This is a genomic window from Actinomadura sp. WAC 06369, from assembly GCF_003947565.1.
Lineage (GTDB): Bacteria > Actinomycetota > Actinomycetes > Streptosporangiales > Streptosporangiaceae > Spirillospora > Spirillospora rifamycini.
In genome coordinates, this window is record NZ_QHJN01000054.1 from 31,320 (window position 1) to 44,371 (window position 13,052).

The window sequence follows — 13,052 nt, forward strand, 5'->3', positions numbered from 1 at the left end:
GGCCGCGACCGGAGACGGTCGCGGCCCTTCGCGGCGGCGGTGGTGGTGGGATTCGAACCCACGGAAGGTTGCCCTTCACACGCTTTCGAGGCGTGCGCCCTCGTCCACTAGGCGACACCACCGCGGAAGAGCCTACCGGACGCGGCGGCGTGCGAAGAACTCGATAAGCGGAGCGGCGCACTCGTCGGCGAGGAGACCCGCGATCACCTCGGGCCGGTGGTTGAGCCGGCGGTCGCGGACGACGTCCCACAGCGAGCCCACGGCACCGGCCTTCTCGTCGACCGCGCCGTAGACGAGGCGGGCGATGCGGGCCTGGACGGTCGCGCCCGCGCACATCGTGCAGGGTTCGAGCGTCACGACGAGGGTGCAGCCCGACAGCCGCCACTCGCCGCGGACGGACGCCGCCGCCCGCATCGCGACGATCTCCGCGTGGCCCGTCGGGTCGCCGCCGCCCTCCCGGTCGTTGCGGCCCGTGCCGATGACCTCCCCGGACGGGTCGAGGACGACGGCGCCGACGGGGATCTCGCCCGCGTCCGCCGCGCGCCGCGCCTCGTCCAGCGCGCGCCGCATCGCCGGGACGAGCCCGGGGGTGGGGTCGTCAGTCACGGATCCGGTCGAACTCCTCGCCGAACCCGGCCCGCTCGGCGACCGCCAGCAGCGCGTCGCCCGGCAGGGACCGCTCGCCGAGGTCGGCGAGGCCGCCGGCGTCGACGCCCAGGTCGTCCAGCAGGGCCGGGTCGCCGCCCGGGGCGCCGTCCGGCACCTCCCCGACGAGCTGGTGGAACAGGGGACCGAGGCCGTCCTCGCGGACGGTCGACACGTACGCGCGGGGCTCCTCCTGGCCGTCCAGCCGGACGACCGCGAACCAGTCGTCCTCCTCCTCGACGAGCAGGAGGACGGGGTCGCCGTACGACTCGACGGCCGCCTCCCGCATCAGGTCGGCGACGTCGTCGGCGTCCGCGGCCTCGGCGAGGACGGCCTCGGCGCCGACCCAGCCCTCCGGGGTCCGTGCGAAGACTGCGGCGAAAGAGGACACGCGTCCATTGTTACCCAACGGGTTCCCCAGGTCACGCCCGTGCGGGCGAGCGGTCCCGCGGATCAGGCGACGGTGTCGGCGGCCCGCTCGAACGCGGCGGCGAAACCGATGCGGCCCGCGATGCTGAGCAGCATCTCGTCCGGGTACAGCTCGAGGTCGCCGGAGATCGCGCCGAGCTCCATCTCGTCCAGCCCGAGATCCGCGAAGATCGACATGTCGCCGACCGGGAGGACCTGGTCGAGCTCCTCGTCGTCCGGAACGGGGATGTCCAGGTATTCCAGGACCTGCGTGGCGAGCGGCCAGTCCACCGACGCCGTGACGTCCGACAGGAACACCATCACCTCGTCGCCGAGCAGGCGGATCGCCACGAAGAAGTCGTCGCCGACCGCGACCAGCCCGATCGTGCCGCCCAGGCTGGGCTGCTGCCGCAGGGCATGGATCAGCCCCGCGAGGTCCTCGGTCAGCGCCACCGGGAGCACCTCGGCCTCCCAGGCTTCGTCCTCCCGGTACACCACGACGGCGAAATCCGTCGCGTCCACATCCGTCATGTCCACCCCACCGGCGCGGTTCCTGCCAGGGCATGTTCGCAGATGCGGGGCGCCCCCGTACGTCCCACCGCCGAATTCGGGGCGGGCCGGCGCGGACGCCCGGCGCGTCGCGGCACCCGGCGCAACGAACCTACTCGATCGGCGCCGGGGGCGGACCGGCCGCACCTCCCGCGGCGGACGGGTCAGTTGATGCGGAACGTGCGGCGGCGCAGCGCCGCGTGGATGCGGGCGCGCCGCGACCGGTGCGGCGTGACGCGGCGCCGCAGCTCGCGGGCCTCGGCGAGTTCGCGGAGGAACACGGCCCGGCGGCGCAGGTGCTCCCGCACCTCCTCGGGCGAGATGTCCCCCTGGGGACCGGGACGGGACGCCCCGCGCCCCTCGTCCCCCGGGCGGGCTTCGGTGTCGGCGCGGCGGTCCGGGGAGGGCCGGGCGGGTGTGACGTCGCTCACGGACGGTTCGGGCGTCGAGTCCGGCGCGGGGTCGCGGGCCGGCCCCGGCGGCATCGGCTGCTGATCGCTGTCGCGGCTCATACCGCTTTCGTGCCCAGCTCATCCGCGTCCTATCCTGCCTCGTCCCGGACCGGACGAACGCCGCATGTCGGCTACCGTGTGCGCATGCAGACCCTCGCCGTCGACCACCCGCTCGTCGCGCACAAGCTCACCACCCTGCGGGACTCGCGCACCGACTCGCCCACGTTCCGCAGGCTGGCCGACGAGCTGGTCACCCTGCTCGCCTACGAGGCCACCCGCGACGTCCGGGTCGCCGAGGTCACGGTGCCCACCCCGCTGGTGGACGCCGAAGGCGTCCAGCTCGCCAGCCCGAAGCCGCTCGTCGTGCCGATCCTGCGCGCGGGCCTCGGGATGCTGGACGGGATGACCCGGCTGCTGCCGACCGCCGAGGTCGGCTTCCTCGGCATGATCCGCGACGAGGGGTCGCTGCAGGCGCAGACGTACGCGACGCGGCTGCCCGACGACCTGTCCGGCCGGCAGTGCTACGTCCTGGACCCGATGCTCGCGACCGGCGGGACCCTCGCCGCCGCGATCCGGCTGCTGTGCGAGCGCGGCGCCACCGACGTCACCGCGATCTGCCTGCTGGCGGCGCCCGAGGGGCTGAAGCACCTGGAGCAGGCGTTCACCGACATCACCGCGCCGATCCGCGTCGTCACCGCCGCGATCGACTCGCACCTGGACGAGAACGGCTTCATCGTGCCGGGCCTCGGCGACGCGGGGGACCGGCTCTACGGCGTCGTCTGACCGCTCCCGCCGCCCGCCCGTCGCGCCGTCCGCGGGCCGTCCGCGTGCGGCCCGTGCGCCGTCCGTCCGGATGACCACGCGGTCGCAAAGGGTGCCCGAAGATGTTCGTCGGCCCTGGTAGGGGGTATTGAACCCCCACGGAACGCCAGCGCGCGTTCCCCTCCGCCGCCGCGGCACAGGGGACCGTTACGGACCGGGCGGCGTGAGCGAGCTCGAGGATGTCGCAATGGCTCACCACGGGGATGGGGACCTGCCGCGCTACGCGGCGATCGGCGAGCGGCTGACCGAGGAGTTCGCGGGGGTGCATGCCGCAGAGACGGTGACCCGCTGCGTGTCCGCGGCCCGGTACGGCGCCGAGGAGGTCGTCGGGTCGGCGCCCGCCGACCTCGTCGAACGGATCGCGCGCCGGCACCTGGAGGTGCTGGCGGCGGTCGCGGCCGAGAAGCGCCGCACGGCGCGCCGGTCATCTCTCGACAACGCGCCATAGACCTTCCTTTGCCGCGGGTGGCGGCTGTGCGAAACTGATCCGGGGTCTCGAGTCAAGTGCTCCGGGAGGCAGCCGTGCCCGCCAAGAAGTACCTGACGTTGGCCGCGGCGGCCTTCGTGGCGTTCTACGTCGTCACACAGCCGGACGGCGCCACGCGGTCGGTCGAGACCGTGGCCGGCGGGCTCGCCGGCGCCGCCGGTTCCGTGATCACCTTCATCAACGCGGTCGGCTGAGGCCGCGATGAGACTGGTCACCCCCGGCGACTCCGCCCCCGCGTCCGTCAACAAGTACCTGCTGCCGCACGAGAACCAGGTCATCACCGTCCGCCGGCACCCCGCGGTCCTGATGGTCCCGGTCGGGCTCGTCCTCGGCGGCCTGATCATCGCGGGCGTCCTGGTCAACACCGTCGGCGCCGTCATCATGTGGATCTGGTGGGGCTGGCTCGCGCTGCTCGCCTGGTTCGTGTGGCGCGTCGCGGAATGGTCGGTCGACTACTTCGTCATCACGAACCAGCGCATGCTGCTCACCACGGGAATCCTCACCCGCAGCGTCGCGATGATGCCGCTCGCCAAGGTCACCGACATGAGCTTCAAACGCTCCATCACCGGCCGGATGCTGGGCTACGGCGAGTTCGTCCTGGAGTCCGCCGGCCAGGACCAGGCCCTCACGAACATCGACTACCTCCCCTACCCCGAGCAGCTGTATCTCGAGGTCTGCGAGATGATCTTCCCCAACAAGAACCCGGACGACTAGCCGAACCCGCGCCCGACCGCGGCCCGCTTCGTTACTCTCGATGTGCGTTAACCCGCAATGTGCAATCATGTCGGCACCCCAGCCGCCTGATTACTTCCGCTAAGTGAGTCCACATGCCGGGTCCAGGCAATGTCGGCGAACGTGTCCGCAACCTGCGGCTGACCAGACGCTTGTCGCAGGCACAGCTCGCCGGTCACGACCTTTCCGACAGCTACATCTCCTTGATCGAGTCGGGCAAGCGCACACCGACCCCGACCGTGCTGCGCATGCTGGCCGAGCGCCTCGGCTGCACGCCCGAATACCTCGCCGAGGGCGTCGAGCCGGAGCAGCGCACCCACCTCGAGGTCCGGGAGCGCCACGCGCACCTCGCCCTGCTGGGCGGTGACCCGGCGGCCGCCGAAGAAGGCTTCGACGACGTCATCGCGCGCAGCGACGACCCCGACCTCACCTCCCGCGCCCGCTGGGGCCGGGCCCGCGCCCTCGAAGAGCTCGGCCGCACCGACCTCGCCATCGGCCTGTTCGAGGAGCTGCGCGAGCAGGCCGAACGCGACCCCGGCCGGGTCAGCACGCTGCCCGCCGTCATCGCGCTCGCCCGCTGCTACCACACCGTCGGCGACCTCGGGCAGGCCATCGCGCTCGGCGAGCGCGCCATGGAGCGCCTCCGCGTCGTCGGGCTGGGCGTCGGCCGCGAGCACACCGAAGCGGGCCGCGTCCTCCTCCTCGCGTACGTGGACCGGTCCGACCCGGCGCGCGCGCACGAGATCGGCCGCCGGCTCCTGTACCCGGAGGGCGCGGACGAGCCCACGAGCGTCCACTACCAGCGTGCGAGCCTGCGCGCGCTCGACGAGGGCGCGATCGGCGACTCGCTGTACTTCGCCGACCAGGCCCTCGCGGCCCGCACCGAGGGCGCCCCGCCGCGCGCCGACGCCCGCCTGCACCTCGCCGCCGCCAAGGCGCTGCTCCGCGGCGTCGCGCCGTTCTCGGCGGAGAACCCCTCGATCGTCCCCGACGCCTTCGGGCGCCCCCGCCCGGAGGGGACCGCCGACGCCGCCCGCGAGGCGCTCGAACTCCTGGACCGGACGTCCGCGCTCACCGGCGCCGAAGCCACCGAGTCCGCGATCACCCGTGCGCGCGCGCTCGTCCTGGTCGGGAGCCTGGACGAGGCCATCGCGGGGCTCGAGCGGTTCCTCGACACCGGGTTCGCTTTGCAGCCGCCGAGCCCCGCGTTGGCCCGTCCGCTGGCCCCCCAGCCCGGACAGGACCTCGTGGCCCGCGCCCGGACGGCCGTCCGGGCACGTCTCGTCCTCGCGCGCGCTCGCGTCGCGCAGGGCGACCCGCAGGCCGCGCAGGTCGTTCTGCAGGCCGCGTCCGGGCAACTGGAGACGCTCCCGGCGGGACGGACGACGGCGCACCTGCTGCGCGACATGGGCGAGCTGTTCGAACTGGTCAAGGACGGCGAGAGCGCGGCCGCCGCGTACCGGCAGGCGCTCGAGGCCACCGGCCTGCGCGCGGGCCGCCCGCACGAGGCCAACTGCGACCTCGGCCGCGTCTGACGCCCGTCCGGGCCCGTCCCGGCGCCCGCGCCCGTCGCGGCTCCGTCGCGGCGCGGAATAAACGCACGCCTCCGGTGGTCCTACCATGGAGACATGGGATGACCGGCTGACTGGGCCGGATGATGGAGGGACCACCGATGACGCTGCGCACCACGCGCCGCTCCTCGCTCGTCGACCAGGTGATCGACCAGCTGAGGGACGAGATCGCGAACGGCGTCTGGCCGGTCGGCGGGAAGATCCCGCCGGAGCCGGTCCTGTCGGAGACCCTCGGCGTCGGCCGCAACACCGTCCGCGAAGCCGTCCGCGCCCTCACCCACGCGGGGCTGCTCGACAGCCGGCAGGGCGACGGCACCTACGTGCGCGCCACCAGCGAGCTGTCCGGCGCCGTCCGGCGGCGCCTGGAGAAGGCCGAGCTCATCGAGATCCTCGAGGTCCGGCGCGGGCTGGAGGTGGAGGCCGCCCGGCTCGCCGCCGCCCGCCGCACCGAGGCCGACACCGCCGCGATCGCCGTCGCCCTCGCCCGCCGCGACGCCGCCTGGGCCGCGGGCGACCACGCCGCGTTCGTCGAGGCCGACCTCGCCTTCCACACCGCCGTCGTCGACGCCACCCACAACCGGGTCCTCACCGACCTCTACCGCGACTTCAGCACCGCGCTGCGCGCGAGCATCGGCGCCGCGGGCGTCCTGCTGCGGCACGCGGACGTCCCGCACGGGCCCATCGCCCGCGCCATCGAGGCCGGCGACGCCGAAGCCGCCACCCGCGCCACGCACGCCTGCCTCGACCGGATCCTCGCCTCCGCCGCCCCCGACGCGGACGCCCCCGACGGCGCGGCCCCCGGCGCGGGGCCCGCGAGCGCGGTCGTGCCGGGCGCGCCGGAGCCGCCGCCCCCCGTCGGGACGCCCGGCGGGGCCGGGGCCGCCACGTAGCGAGACACCGCCCAGCGGGCCCCCTCCCTCCCCATCGCGGGCCGTCGCTCTGACACGCCCGATTCCTCCCACCGATTCCTGTTCCGTAGAGCCGCGCCGCGAGCGCACGACGAAGGTGAAATGAACGCGTCCTCGAACCCCTCCGCCACGACGGCGACCCCCGCCCCGGCGGCGTCCCGCGCCACCGCGGCCTGGGCCCTGGCCGGGCTGGTGCTGCTCACCGTCAACCTGCGCGCCGCGATCACCGGGATCTCCCCGGTGCTCGGCGAACTGCGCGACGCCTTCGGGCTGTCCGGCGTTGGGGTGAGCGTCCTCACCACGCTCCCGGTGCTGTGCCTCGGCGTCTTCGCGTCCCTCGCGCCGGTGCTGGCCCGCCGGCTCGGCACCGAGGCCGCCATCGCCGGCTCCCTCGTCATGATCACCGCGGGGATCCTGCTGCGCGTCGTCGCGTACGCGCCCGCGCTCTACCTTGGAACGGTCCTCGCGGGCGCGGGCATCGCGATGGGCAACGTCCTCCTGCCCGCCGTGATCAAGCGGGCGTTCCCGCGCCGCGTCGGCTCCCTGACCGGCGTCGCGATGATGCTGATGGCCGCGAGCGGCGCCGTCGCCGCCGGACTCGCCGTGCCGCTCGACCACGCGGGCGGCTGGCGCCTCGCGCTCGCCGTCTGGGCCGTCCCGTCCCTGGTCGCCGCGCTGGTGTGGGGCCCGCTCGCGCTCCGCGGCCGGCGCGCCGCCGAGGCGGCGGACGTCCCCGGCGGCGCCGCCCGCCCGGTGGAGGGCTCCCTGCTGCGCTCGCCGCTCGCCTGGTGCGTCGCGGTGTTCATGGGCCTGGCCTCGCTGATGTTCTACGTGCTGATGTCCTGGCTGCCGGAGATGATGCAGGACGCCGGGTACGCGCCCGCCACGGCCGGGATGATGGTCTCGGTCATGATGATCGTCGGTATCCCGCTGGGCTTCCTCGTCCCGGTGTTCGCCGCCCGGCTCCGCGACCAGCGCGCCGTCGTCGCCGCGATCGGCGCCGTGATGGTCGTCGGCATCGGCGGCATGCTCCTCGCGCCGTCCGCCGGCTGGGTGTGGACGGTCACGCTCGGCCTCGGCGTCGGCAGCGCCTTCCCGCTCGCCTACACGCTGCTGAGCCTGCGGTCGCCGAGCCCGTCGGTCGCCGCGCGGCTGTCCGGGATGGCGCAGACCGGCGGGTACCTGCTCGCCGGCGCCGGCCCGCTCGCGGCGGGCGTCCTGCACAGCGCCACCGGCGGCTGGGACGTCTCGCTCGTGCTGCTGCTCGCCCTGGTCGTCCCGGAGATCGCCTTCGGGCTGCTCGCCGCCCGCCCCGGCTTCATCCGCCTCGGCGGCGGCGGACCGCTCGTCGAGGCGAAGGAGATCGCCGTCCCCGCCCCGGCCCGCACCCGCTGACCCGCGCCGGGGTCAGCGGCGCAGGTCCACGGCGTCCAGGTCGAGGACGCGGGCGTGCAGGACGGTCCGCTGCTGCAGGGCCGCGCGCAGGGCGCGGTGCAGGCCGTCCTCCAGGTACATCTCGCCGCGCCACTGGACGACATGGGGGAACAGGTCGCCGTAGAAGGTCGAGTCCTTCGCGAGGAGCGACTGGAGGTCGAGCTCCCGCTTGGTGCTGACGAGCTGGTCGAGGCGGACCTGGCGAGGGGGGATCTTGGCCCAGTCCCGGGACGAGAGCCCGTGGTCCGGATAGGGCCTTCCCACGCCGACCGCCTTGAAGATCACCCCATGAGTCTACGGTGTCGGACGCGGTCGCAGAAAGAAACGCAACTACCCGGGTCACCATTTTCACCTCGGGTGTAAACCAATTACATCGCAGGTCAGGCACCCTGTGAGTATTTTGCGTCAGCGCAGTTTGATCGCCCCGCCGTCGGCCATGACCGTCTGGCCGGTCATGTACCGGGCGTCGTCCCCGGCGAGGAACGCGACGATGGGCGCGACGTCCCGGAGCGGGTCCCCGAACCGGCCCAGCGGCACCTTCGCGGCCGACTCCGCGTACTGCCGCGGGTGCGCCTCCGCCCACTGCGCGACACCGGCGGTCTTCGCCATCGGGCAGACCACGTTGACGCGGATCCCGTGCACCGCCCACTCGTTCGCCACGACCCTGCTGAGACCCCGGATCGCCTCCTTCGCGGCAGCGTAGGACGCCTGGTTCCGCTGCCCGTCCAGCCCGGCACCGGACCCGAAGTTCACCACCGACGCGCCGTCGGCCTTCTTCAGCTCCTCGAACGCCGCCAGCATGAAGTTCCGCGTCGCCCCCAGCCCGCTGTCCATCGCGAGCCGCCAGTCGTCGTCCGTCTGCTCGGCGAACGGACGCTGCCGCGACGCGGACGCGTTGTTGACCAGCGTGTCGAGCCCGCCGAACCGCTCGGCGGCCGCCGCGACCGCGCCGTCCGCGACGGCCCGGTCCGACACGTCCCCCTGGCGGAACACCACCGCGCCGCCGAACTCCCCGGCGAGCGCCTCCCCGGCGTCCCGCTGCAGGTCCACGACGACGACCCGGGCGCCGCGCTCCACGAACAGCCGGGTGATCGCCTCCCCGATGCCCGACGCGCCCCCGGTGACGATCGCCGTCTTCCCGTCCAGACCGCCGCTCCCCATGCCGTCCCGCCCCTCGTTCGTCCCGTTCGCGTCCCATCGGCCGCCGATCCGCGCGCCGACACCCTCACCGTAAGCAGGGGCGGAAAGGCGCCGACGCGCCGGTACCGCTGATCGGTACCGGCGTCCCGGCGGCGCGCCCCGGACCGCCGGCCGGCGCGGCGATCCCGCGGATCCGGCCGGTGGGCGGGACGGGCGCTGGCGTGCCGCGACGCGTCAGCGCGCCGCGAACTTCTCGACGGCCTCCGGGGTGACGGGGGTGAAGAAGTTGACGAGGTTGCCGTCGGGGTCGCGGAACAGCAGCGACCGGTTGCCCCACGGCATCGTGGCGGGCTCGGCGACGACGTCGGTGACGGCGCCGGCCAGGTCCCGGTAGACGCGGTCCACGTCGTCGACGAGGAACTCGGTGATCACGCTGCCGTTGTCCGCCGGACGGGCGGAGCCCGGCGCGAACAGCGGGACGGTCGCGGTGCCGGCGATCGCGAGAGTGCCGCCCGCGGTGGCGATCTCGGCGAAGTGCTCGCCGGCCCACGCCGCCCGCACCCCCGTCGCCCGCTCGTAGAACGCGACGAGGCGCTTCACGTCACCGGTGATGATGCGGATCGAAGTGAACTTCATTGGGATCTCCTTGGCCGTGTGCGAGGCGTGCGTGCCCTGCGCCGTGCAGGCTAGGAGGGATAGTGGACAGAATCGGTCCAGTATTCGCGTTAGGTTGTGGAGATGTCCCGCCCCACCACCCGCGTTCTGACCCTCCTGGAGCTGCTGCAGTCGGGCGGCACCCGGACCGTGGCCGAACTCGCCGACCGCCTCGGCGTCGAAGGGCGCACCGTGCGGCGGTACGTGGACCACCTCATCGACCTGGACGTGCCCGTGGAATCGGTGCGCGGCCGCTACGGCGGATACCGGCTCGCCCCCGGGTACCGCCTGCCTCCCCTCATGTTCAGCGACGACGAGGCGCTGGCCGTCCTGCTCGGCCTCGTCGCCGGACGCCGGTCGGGGCTGACGACCGCGCAGGAGACCGCGGGCGAGACCGCCGCGGCGAAGATCCGGCGCGTGCTGCCCGAGCGCGTCGCCCGCCGGTTCGACACGGTCCGGGAGTCGCTCGCCTTCACGGAACCGCCCGGAGCGTCCGGCACCCCGGACCCGGAGGTCCTGCTCACCGTCGCCGACGCGGTCCGCCACCGCCGGCCGGTCTCGATCCGCTACACCGACCGCGACGGGCGGCGCAGCGACCGCACCCTGCACGCGTACGGGATCGTCGCGCATGCCGGCCGCTGGTACGTCACCGGCCGGGACGCCCGCATCGGCGAGGACCGCACCTTCCGGCTCGACCGCATCGCGGACGCGCGGACCCTCCCCGGCTCGTTCGAGGCGCCCGCCGCTCCCGCCCCCGCCGAGCGCCTGCTGACGTCGTTCGCCGCGGCCGAGTACCGGCACACGGTCACCCTGCGAATCCACGGGACGGTCGAGCAGATCCGCACCCGCCTCCCAGCGACCATCGCCACCATCGAGGAGCACGACCCCGCGACGGGCGAGCGGGAGTCTGCGGGTGAGCGTTGGCTGCGTGTTCGGCTGCGGGTGGAGCGGCTCGACTGGCTGCCCCCGGTTCTGGCCTCGCTCGACCGGCCGTTCGCCATCGAGCGGCCCGACGAGCTCCGCGACCTCGTCGCCGCACTCGCCGAACGCCTCGCGTCCTCCGCACGCCGCGCCTGACCGACCGACGGTGCCCTAGTGCGGCGGCATCGCCGCGACCGCCGCCTCGGCGACCTCTCGGGCGTTCGCCCGGCACGCCGACCGGCGCATGTCCCCGTTCGGCGACGTCCACCATGAGATTGCCGTCCAGGACGTACAGTGAACAGGCCCACTCCCCGGCCCAAGGGGAAATCGGATCGGGCACCTCCCAGAACGCGCGACTGGAGGCAGCCATATAGACATGAGTGTCTCTTCGGCTGTGGCGACCGACACGCGCCACAAAACACTGAAGGCGGCACCCGATGGGTGCCGCCTTCGACGTCGTGCGCCCCGAAGGGCGAGCGGAGGATGCGAGATTCGAACTCGCGAGGGCGTGAACCCAACACGCTTTCCAAGCGTGCGCCCTAGGCCACTAGGCGAATCCTCCGCAGGACAGCCTACCGGGTACCGGGCAGTGGTCGCGCATCAATTACCGCCCCCACCGGAATCGGACCGTAGACGTGCGGGAACACCCCGTCCCCCACCGGCTCGTCCCGGACGGGCGCGCCGCCCAGCCGCGACACGTCGATCACCAGCAGGACCAGCTCGTCCCGGTCCACACCCTTGTAGAAGCGGTCGAGGACGCCTCGCACCTGGTCCATGTCGGACGAGCAGTGCACGAAGCCCTCGTCGTCCAGCGTCCGTCCGAGGGTGGACATGCGGTACGACACACCCGCGTCCCTCGCCGGTTCCCAATGGCGTCGTTCCGCGATGTGCAGGAGTGTGCGCCGCGCCGGAGCGGTATCGGAGTCGCCCATGAGGCGGAGAGTAACGCCGGAACCGTGCCAACCCCGGGCCGGGATGCCATAGACTCTGAGCAGACCCCTCGCATGGCGTCACCCTGTGAACCTCCCCAGGGCCGGAAGGCAGCAAGGATAAGCAGGCTCTGGCGGGTGTGCGGGGGGTCCTTTCGTTTCTGACGCTCTGCTCTTGAGGAGGGCGGACCCCCGATGAGTCTGGCTCTGTACCGCAAGTACCGGCCTGCGACGTTCGCCGAGCTCAAGGGGCAGGAGCACGTCGCCGAACCGCTGCAGCAGGCGCTGCGCAACGGCCGGATCAACCACGCGTACCTCTTCAGCGGCCCGCGCGGCTGCGGCAAGACGTCCAGTGCCCGCATCCTGGCCCGCTCCCTGAACTGCGAGAACGGCCCCACCCCGGACCCCTGCGGCAAGTGCGACTCGTGCGTCGCGCTCGGCCCGACCGGCACCGGGCACATCGACGTCATCGAGATCGACGCCGCCTCCCACGGCGGTGTGGACGACGCCCGCGACCTCCGCGAACGCGCCTTCTTCGCGCCCGTCTCCGCGCGCTTCAAGGTCTACATCATCGACGAGGCGCACATGGTGACCCGCGAGGGCTTCAACGCGCTGCTGAAACTCGTCGAGGAACCGCCGCCGCACCTGAAGTTCGTGTTCGCGACCACCGAGCCGGAGAAGGTCATCGGGACGATCCGGTCCCGGACGCACCACTACCCGTTCCGGCTGATCCCGCCCGGCACCCTCACCGAGCTCGTCGAGGAGATCCTCGAGTCGGAGAACGTCCCGTACGAGGCGTCCGCGCTGCCGCTGGCGGTGCGCGCCGGCGCCGGTTCCGCCCGCGACACCCTGTCGATCCTCGACCAGCTGCTCGCCGGATCGGACGAGAACGGCATCACCTACGCGCGGGCCGTCTCCCTCCTCGGCTACACGGACTCGACGCTGCTCGACGAGGTCATCGGCGCGTTCGCGGCCCGGGACGGCGCCGCCGTCTTCGCCGCGATCGACCGGGTCATCGAGAGCGGCCAGGACCCCCGCCGGTTCGCCGCCGACCTGCTCGAACGGCTCCGCGACCTGGTCATCCTGTCGAACGTCCCGGAGGCGGCCGGGTCCGGGCTGCTGAACGCGCCGCCGGACGAACTGGAGCAGATGCGCAAGCAGGCGTCCTCGCTCGGCCCCGGGGAGCTGACGCGGGCCGCCGACCTGCTGCACACCGGACTGACGGAGATGCGCGGCGCGACGTCCCCGCGGCTGCTGCTGGAGCTGATCGCGGCGCGGATCCTGCTGCCGGGCGCGTACGAGGACGAGGCGTCGATGTTCGCACGCCTCGACCGGTTGGAGCGCCAGGCGTCCCAGGGCGGTTTCGGCGGGGGTGGCGCCGTGGGCGCGGGCGTCGGCGG

At 73.4% G+C, this 13,052-nt stretch carries 16 protein-coding genes, 2 tRNA genes, 1 other RNA gene and 1 pseudogene; 10 read left to right on the top strand and 10 right to left on the bottom strand.

What is annotated here, in order from left to right:
• Window positions 1-37: 37 nt before the first annotated feature.
• The 5 genes from DMH08_RS16915 to DMH08_RS16935 all read right to left on the bottom strand — a co-directional run bounded on the left by DMH08_RS16915 (window position 38) and on the right by DMH08_RS16935 (window position 2,114).
• Window positions 38-122, bottom strand: a tRNA-Ser gene (locus DMH08_RS16915).
• Window positions 123-132: 10 nt separating this feature from the next.
• Window positions 133-570: a tRNA adenosine(34) deaminase TadA gene (tadA, locus tag DMH08_RS16920; RefSeq protein ID WP_034519562.1), complete on the bottom strand. Its 438-nt coding sequence runs from the start codon at window positions 568-570 to the stop codon at window positions 133-135.
• A gap of 28 nt (window positions 571-598) precedes the next feature.
• The gene (locus tag DMH08_RS16925; protein ID WP_125615635.1) at window positions 599-1,036 is read right to left on the bottom strand and encodes a tRNA adenosine deaminase-associated protein; all 438 of its coding nucleotides are present in this window, start codon (window positions 1,034-1,036) and stop codon (window positions 599-601) included.
• 62 nt (window positions 1,037-1,098) lie between these two features.
• Entirely contained in the window at window positions 1,099-1,584 is a 486-nt protein-coding gene (locus DMH08_RS16930) for a tRNA adenosine deaminase-associated protein (RefSeq protein WP_026403925.1), read from the bottom strand.
• A 182-nt stretch (window positions 1,585-1,766) separates the two neighbouring features.
• The gene (locus tag DMH08_RS16935) at window positions 1,767-2,114 is read right to left on the bottom strand and encodes a hypothetical protein (RefSeq protein WP_034519508.1); all 348 of its coding nucleotides are present in this window, start codon (window positions 2,112-2,114) and stop codon (window positions 1,767-1,769) included.
• An 84-nt stretch (window positions 2,115-2,198) separates the two neighbouring features.
• Here DMH08_RS16935 and upp point away from each other — a divergent pair, with 84 nt between their 5' ends.
• The 7 genes and pseudogenes from upp to DMH08_RS16965 all read left to right on the top strand — a co-directional run bounded on the left by upp (window position 2,199) and on the right by DMH08_RS16965 (window position 7,969).
• Window positions 2,199-2,837, top strand: a complete 639-nt coding sequence (gene upp, locus DMH08_RS16940) for a uracil phosphoribosyltransferase (RefSeq protein WP_026403923.1) — start codon at window positions 2,199-2,201, stop codon at window positions 2,835-2,837.
• A 226-nt stretch (window positions 2,838-3,063) separates the two neighbouring features.
• A complete protein-coding gene (locus DMH08_RS16945; RefSeq protein ID WP_026403922.1) occupies window positions 3,064-3,324 on the top strand; it encodes a hypothetical protein in 261 nt (86 codons plus the stop codon).
• 74 nt (window positions 3,325-3,398) lie between these two features.
• Window positions 3,399-3,557: a hypothetical protein gene (locus DMH08_RS41025; RefSeq protein WP_169528856.1), complete on the top strand. Its 159-nt coding sequence runs from the start codon at window positions 3,399-3,401 to the stop codon at window positions 3,555-3,557.
• Between the two features lie 7 nt (window positions 3,558-3,564).
• Window positions 3,565-4,077 (top strand): PH domain-containing protein, encoded by a 513-nt coding sequence (locus tag DMH08_RS16950; protein ID WP_026403921.1) that lies wholly within the window; start codon window positions 3,565-3,567, stop codon window positions 4,075-4,077.
• A 113-nt stretch (window positions 4,078-4,190) separates the two neighbouring features.
• On the top strand, window positions 4,191-5,630 hold the full coding sequence (locus DMH08_RS16955) for a helix-turn-helix transcriptional regulator (RefSeq protein WP_026403920.1): 1,440 nt from the start codon (window positions 4,191-4,193) through the stop codon (window positions 5,628-5,630).
• A 137-nt stretch (window positions 5,631-5,767) separates the two neighbouring features.
• Window positions 5,768-6,427 (top strand): annotated as a pseudogene (locus tag DMH08_RS16960) (FadR/GntR family transcriptional regulator); the annotation flags it as partial.
• A gap of 249 nt (window positions 6,428-6,676) precedes the next feature.
• Window positions 6,677-7,969, top strand: a complete 1,293-nt coding sequence (locus DMH08_RS16965; protein WP_084550696.1) for a CynX/NimT family MFS transporter — start codon at window positions 6,677-6,679, stop codon at window positions 7,967-7,969.
• Between the two features lie 12 nt (window positions 7,970-7,981).
• Here DMH08_RS16965 and DMH08_RS16970 read toward each other — a convergent pair whose 3' ends face one another.
• The 3 genes from DMH08_RS16970 to DMH08_RS16980 all read right to left on the bottom strand — a co-directional run bounded on the left by DMH08_RS16970 (window position 7,982) and on the right by DMH08_RS16980 (window position 9,784).
• The gene (locus tag DMH08_RS16970) at window positions 7,982-8,293 is read right to left on the bottom strand and encodes a type II toxin-antitoxin system VapB family antitoxin (RefSeq protein ID WP_026403919.1); all 312 of its coding nucleotides are present in this window, start codon (window positions 8,291-8,293) and stop codon (window positions 7,982-7,984) included.
• 120 nt (window positions 8,294-8,413) lie between these two features.
• The gene (locus DMH08_RS16975; protein ID WP_026403918.1) at window positions 8,414-9,169 is read right to left on the bottom strand and encodes an SDR family NAD(P)-dependent oxidoreductase; all 756 of its coding nucleotides are present in this window, start codon (window positions 9,167-9,169) and stop codon (window positions 8,414-8,416) included.
• Window positions 9,170-9,382: 213 nt separating this feature from the next.
• Window positions 9,383-9,784 (bottom strand): VOC family protein, encoded by a 402-nt coding sequence (locus tag DMH08_RS16980; protein WP_026403917.1) that lies wholly within the window; start codon window positions 9,782-9,784, stop codon window positions 9,383-9,385.
• A gap of 102 nt (window positions 9,785-9,886) precedes the next feature.
• Between DMH08_RS16980 and DMH08_RS16985 the strand changes: the two genes are divergently transcribed.
• Window positions 9,887-10,879, top strand: coding sequence for a helix-turn-helix transcriptional regulator (locus DMH08_RS16985; protein WP_125615640.1), 993 nt, complete (start codon window positions 9,887-9,889; stop codon window positions 10,877-10,879).
• A 321-nt stretch (window positions 10,880-11,200) separates the two neighbouring features.
• Here DMH08_RS16985 and DMH08_RS16990 read toward each other — a convergent pair.
• Both DMH08_RS16990 and DMH08_RS16995 read right to left on the bottom strand, forming a co-directional pair.
• Window positions 11,201-11,285: transfer RNA gene (locus DMH08_RS16990), tRNA-Ser, on the bottom strand.
• A 10-nt stretch (window positions 11,286-11,295) separates the two neighbouring features.
• Complete coding sequence (locus DMH08_RS16995) at window positions 11,296-11,655, bottom strand: DUF952 domain-containing protein (RefSeq protein ID WP_051301082.1); 360 nt, start codon at window positions 11,653-11,655, stop codon at window positions 11,296-11,298.
• A gap of 59 nt (window positions 11,656-11,714) precedes the next feature.
• Between DMH08_RS16995 and ffs the strand changes: the two genes are divergently transcribed.
• Together ffs and DMH08_RS17005 are read left to right on the top strand one after the other, a co-directional pair.
• Window positions 11,715-11,810, top strand: an RNA gene (ffs, locus tag DMH08_RS17000) — signal recognition particle sRNA small type.
• Window positions 11,811-11,847: 37 nt separating this feature from the next.
• Window positions 11,848-13,052 (top strand): DNA polymerase III subunit gamma and tau (locus DMH08_RS17005; RefSeq protein ID WP_125615643.1); only part of this gene is annotated, 1,205 nt, incomplete at its 3' end.

Bases quoted from the DNA above. Each gene is read 5' to 3' on its own strand.
- tadA (WP_034519562.1), bottom strand. From the start codon at position 570: ATGCGGCGCGCGCTGGACGAGGCGCGGCGCGCGGCGGACGCGGGCGAG.
- DMH08_RS16930 (WP_026403925.1), bottom strand. From the start codon at position 1,584: ATGACGGATGTGGACGCGACGGATTTCGCCGTCGTGGTGTACCGGGAG.
- DMH08_RS16935 (WP_034519508.1), bottom strand. From the start codon at position 2,114: ATGAGCCGCGACAGCGATCAGCAGCCGATGCCGCCGGGGCCGGCCCGC.
- upp (WP_026403923.1), top strand. From the start codon at position 2,199: ATGCAGACCCTCGCCGTCGACCACCCGCTCGTCGCGCACAAGCTCACC.
- DMH08_RS16945 (WP_026403922.1), top strand. From the start codon at position 3,064: ATGGCTCACCACGGGGATGGGGACCTGCCGCGCTACGCGGCGATCGGC.
- DMH08_RS16950 (WP_026403921.1), top strand. From the start codon at position 3,565: ATGAGACTGGTCACCCCCGGCGACTCCGCCCCCGCGTCCGTCAACAAG.
- DMH08_RS16955 (WP_026403920.1), top strand. From the start codon at position 4,191: ATGCCGGGTCCAGGCAATGTCGGCGAACGTGTCCGCAACCTGCGGCTG.
- DMH08_RS16965 (WP_084550696.1), top strand. From the start codon at position 6,677: ATGAACGCGTCCTCGAACCCCTCCGCCACGACGGCGACCCCCGCCCCG.
- DMH08_RS16975 (WP_026403918.1), bottom strand. From the start codon at position 9,169: ATGGGGAGCGGCGGTCTGGACGGGAAGACGGCGATCGTCACCGGGGGC.
- DMH08_RS16980 (WP_026403917.1), bottom strand. From the start codon at position 9,784: ATGAAGTTCACTTCGATCCGCATCATCACCGGTGACGTGAAGCGCCTC.
- DMH08_RS16985 (WP_125615640.1), top strand. From the start codon at position 9,887: ATGTCCCGCCCCACCACCCGCGTTCTGACCCTCCTGGAGCTGCTGCAG.
- DMH08_RS16995 (WP_051301082.1), bottom strand. From the start codon at position 11,655: ATGGGCGACTCCGATACCGCTCCGGCGCGGCGCACACTCCTGCACATC.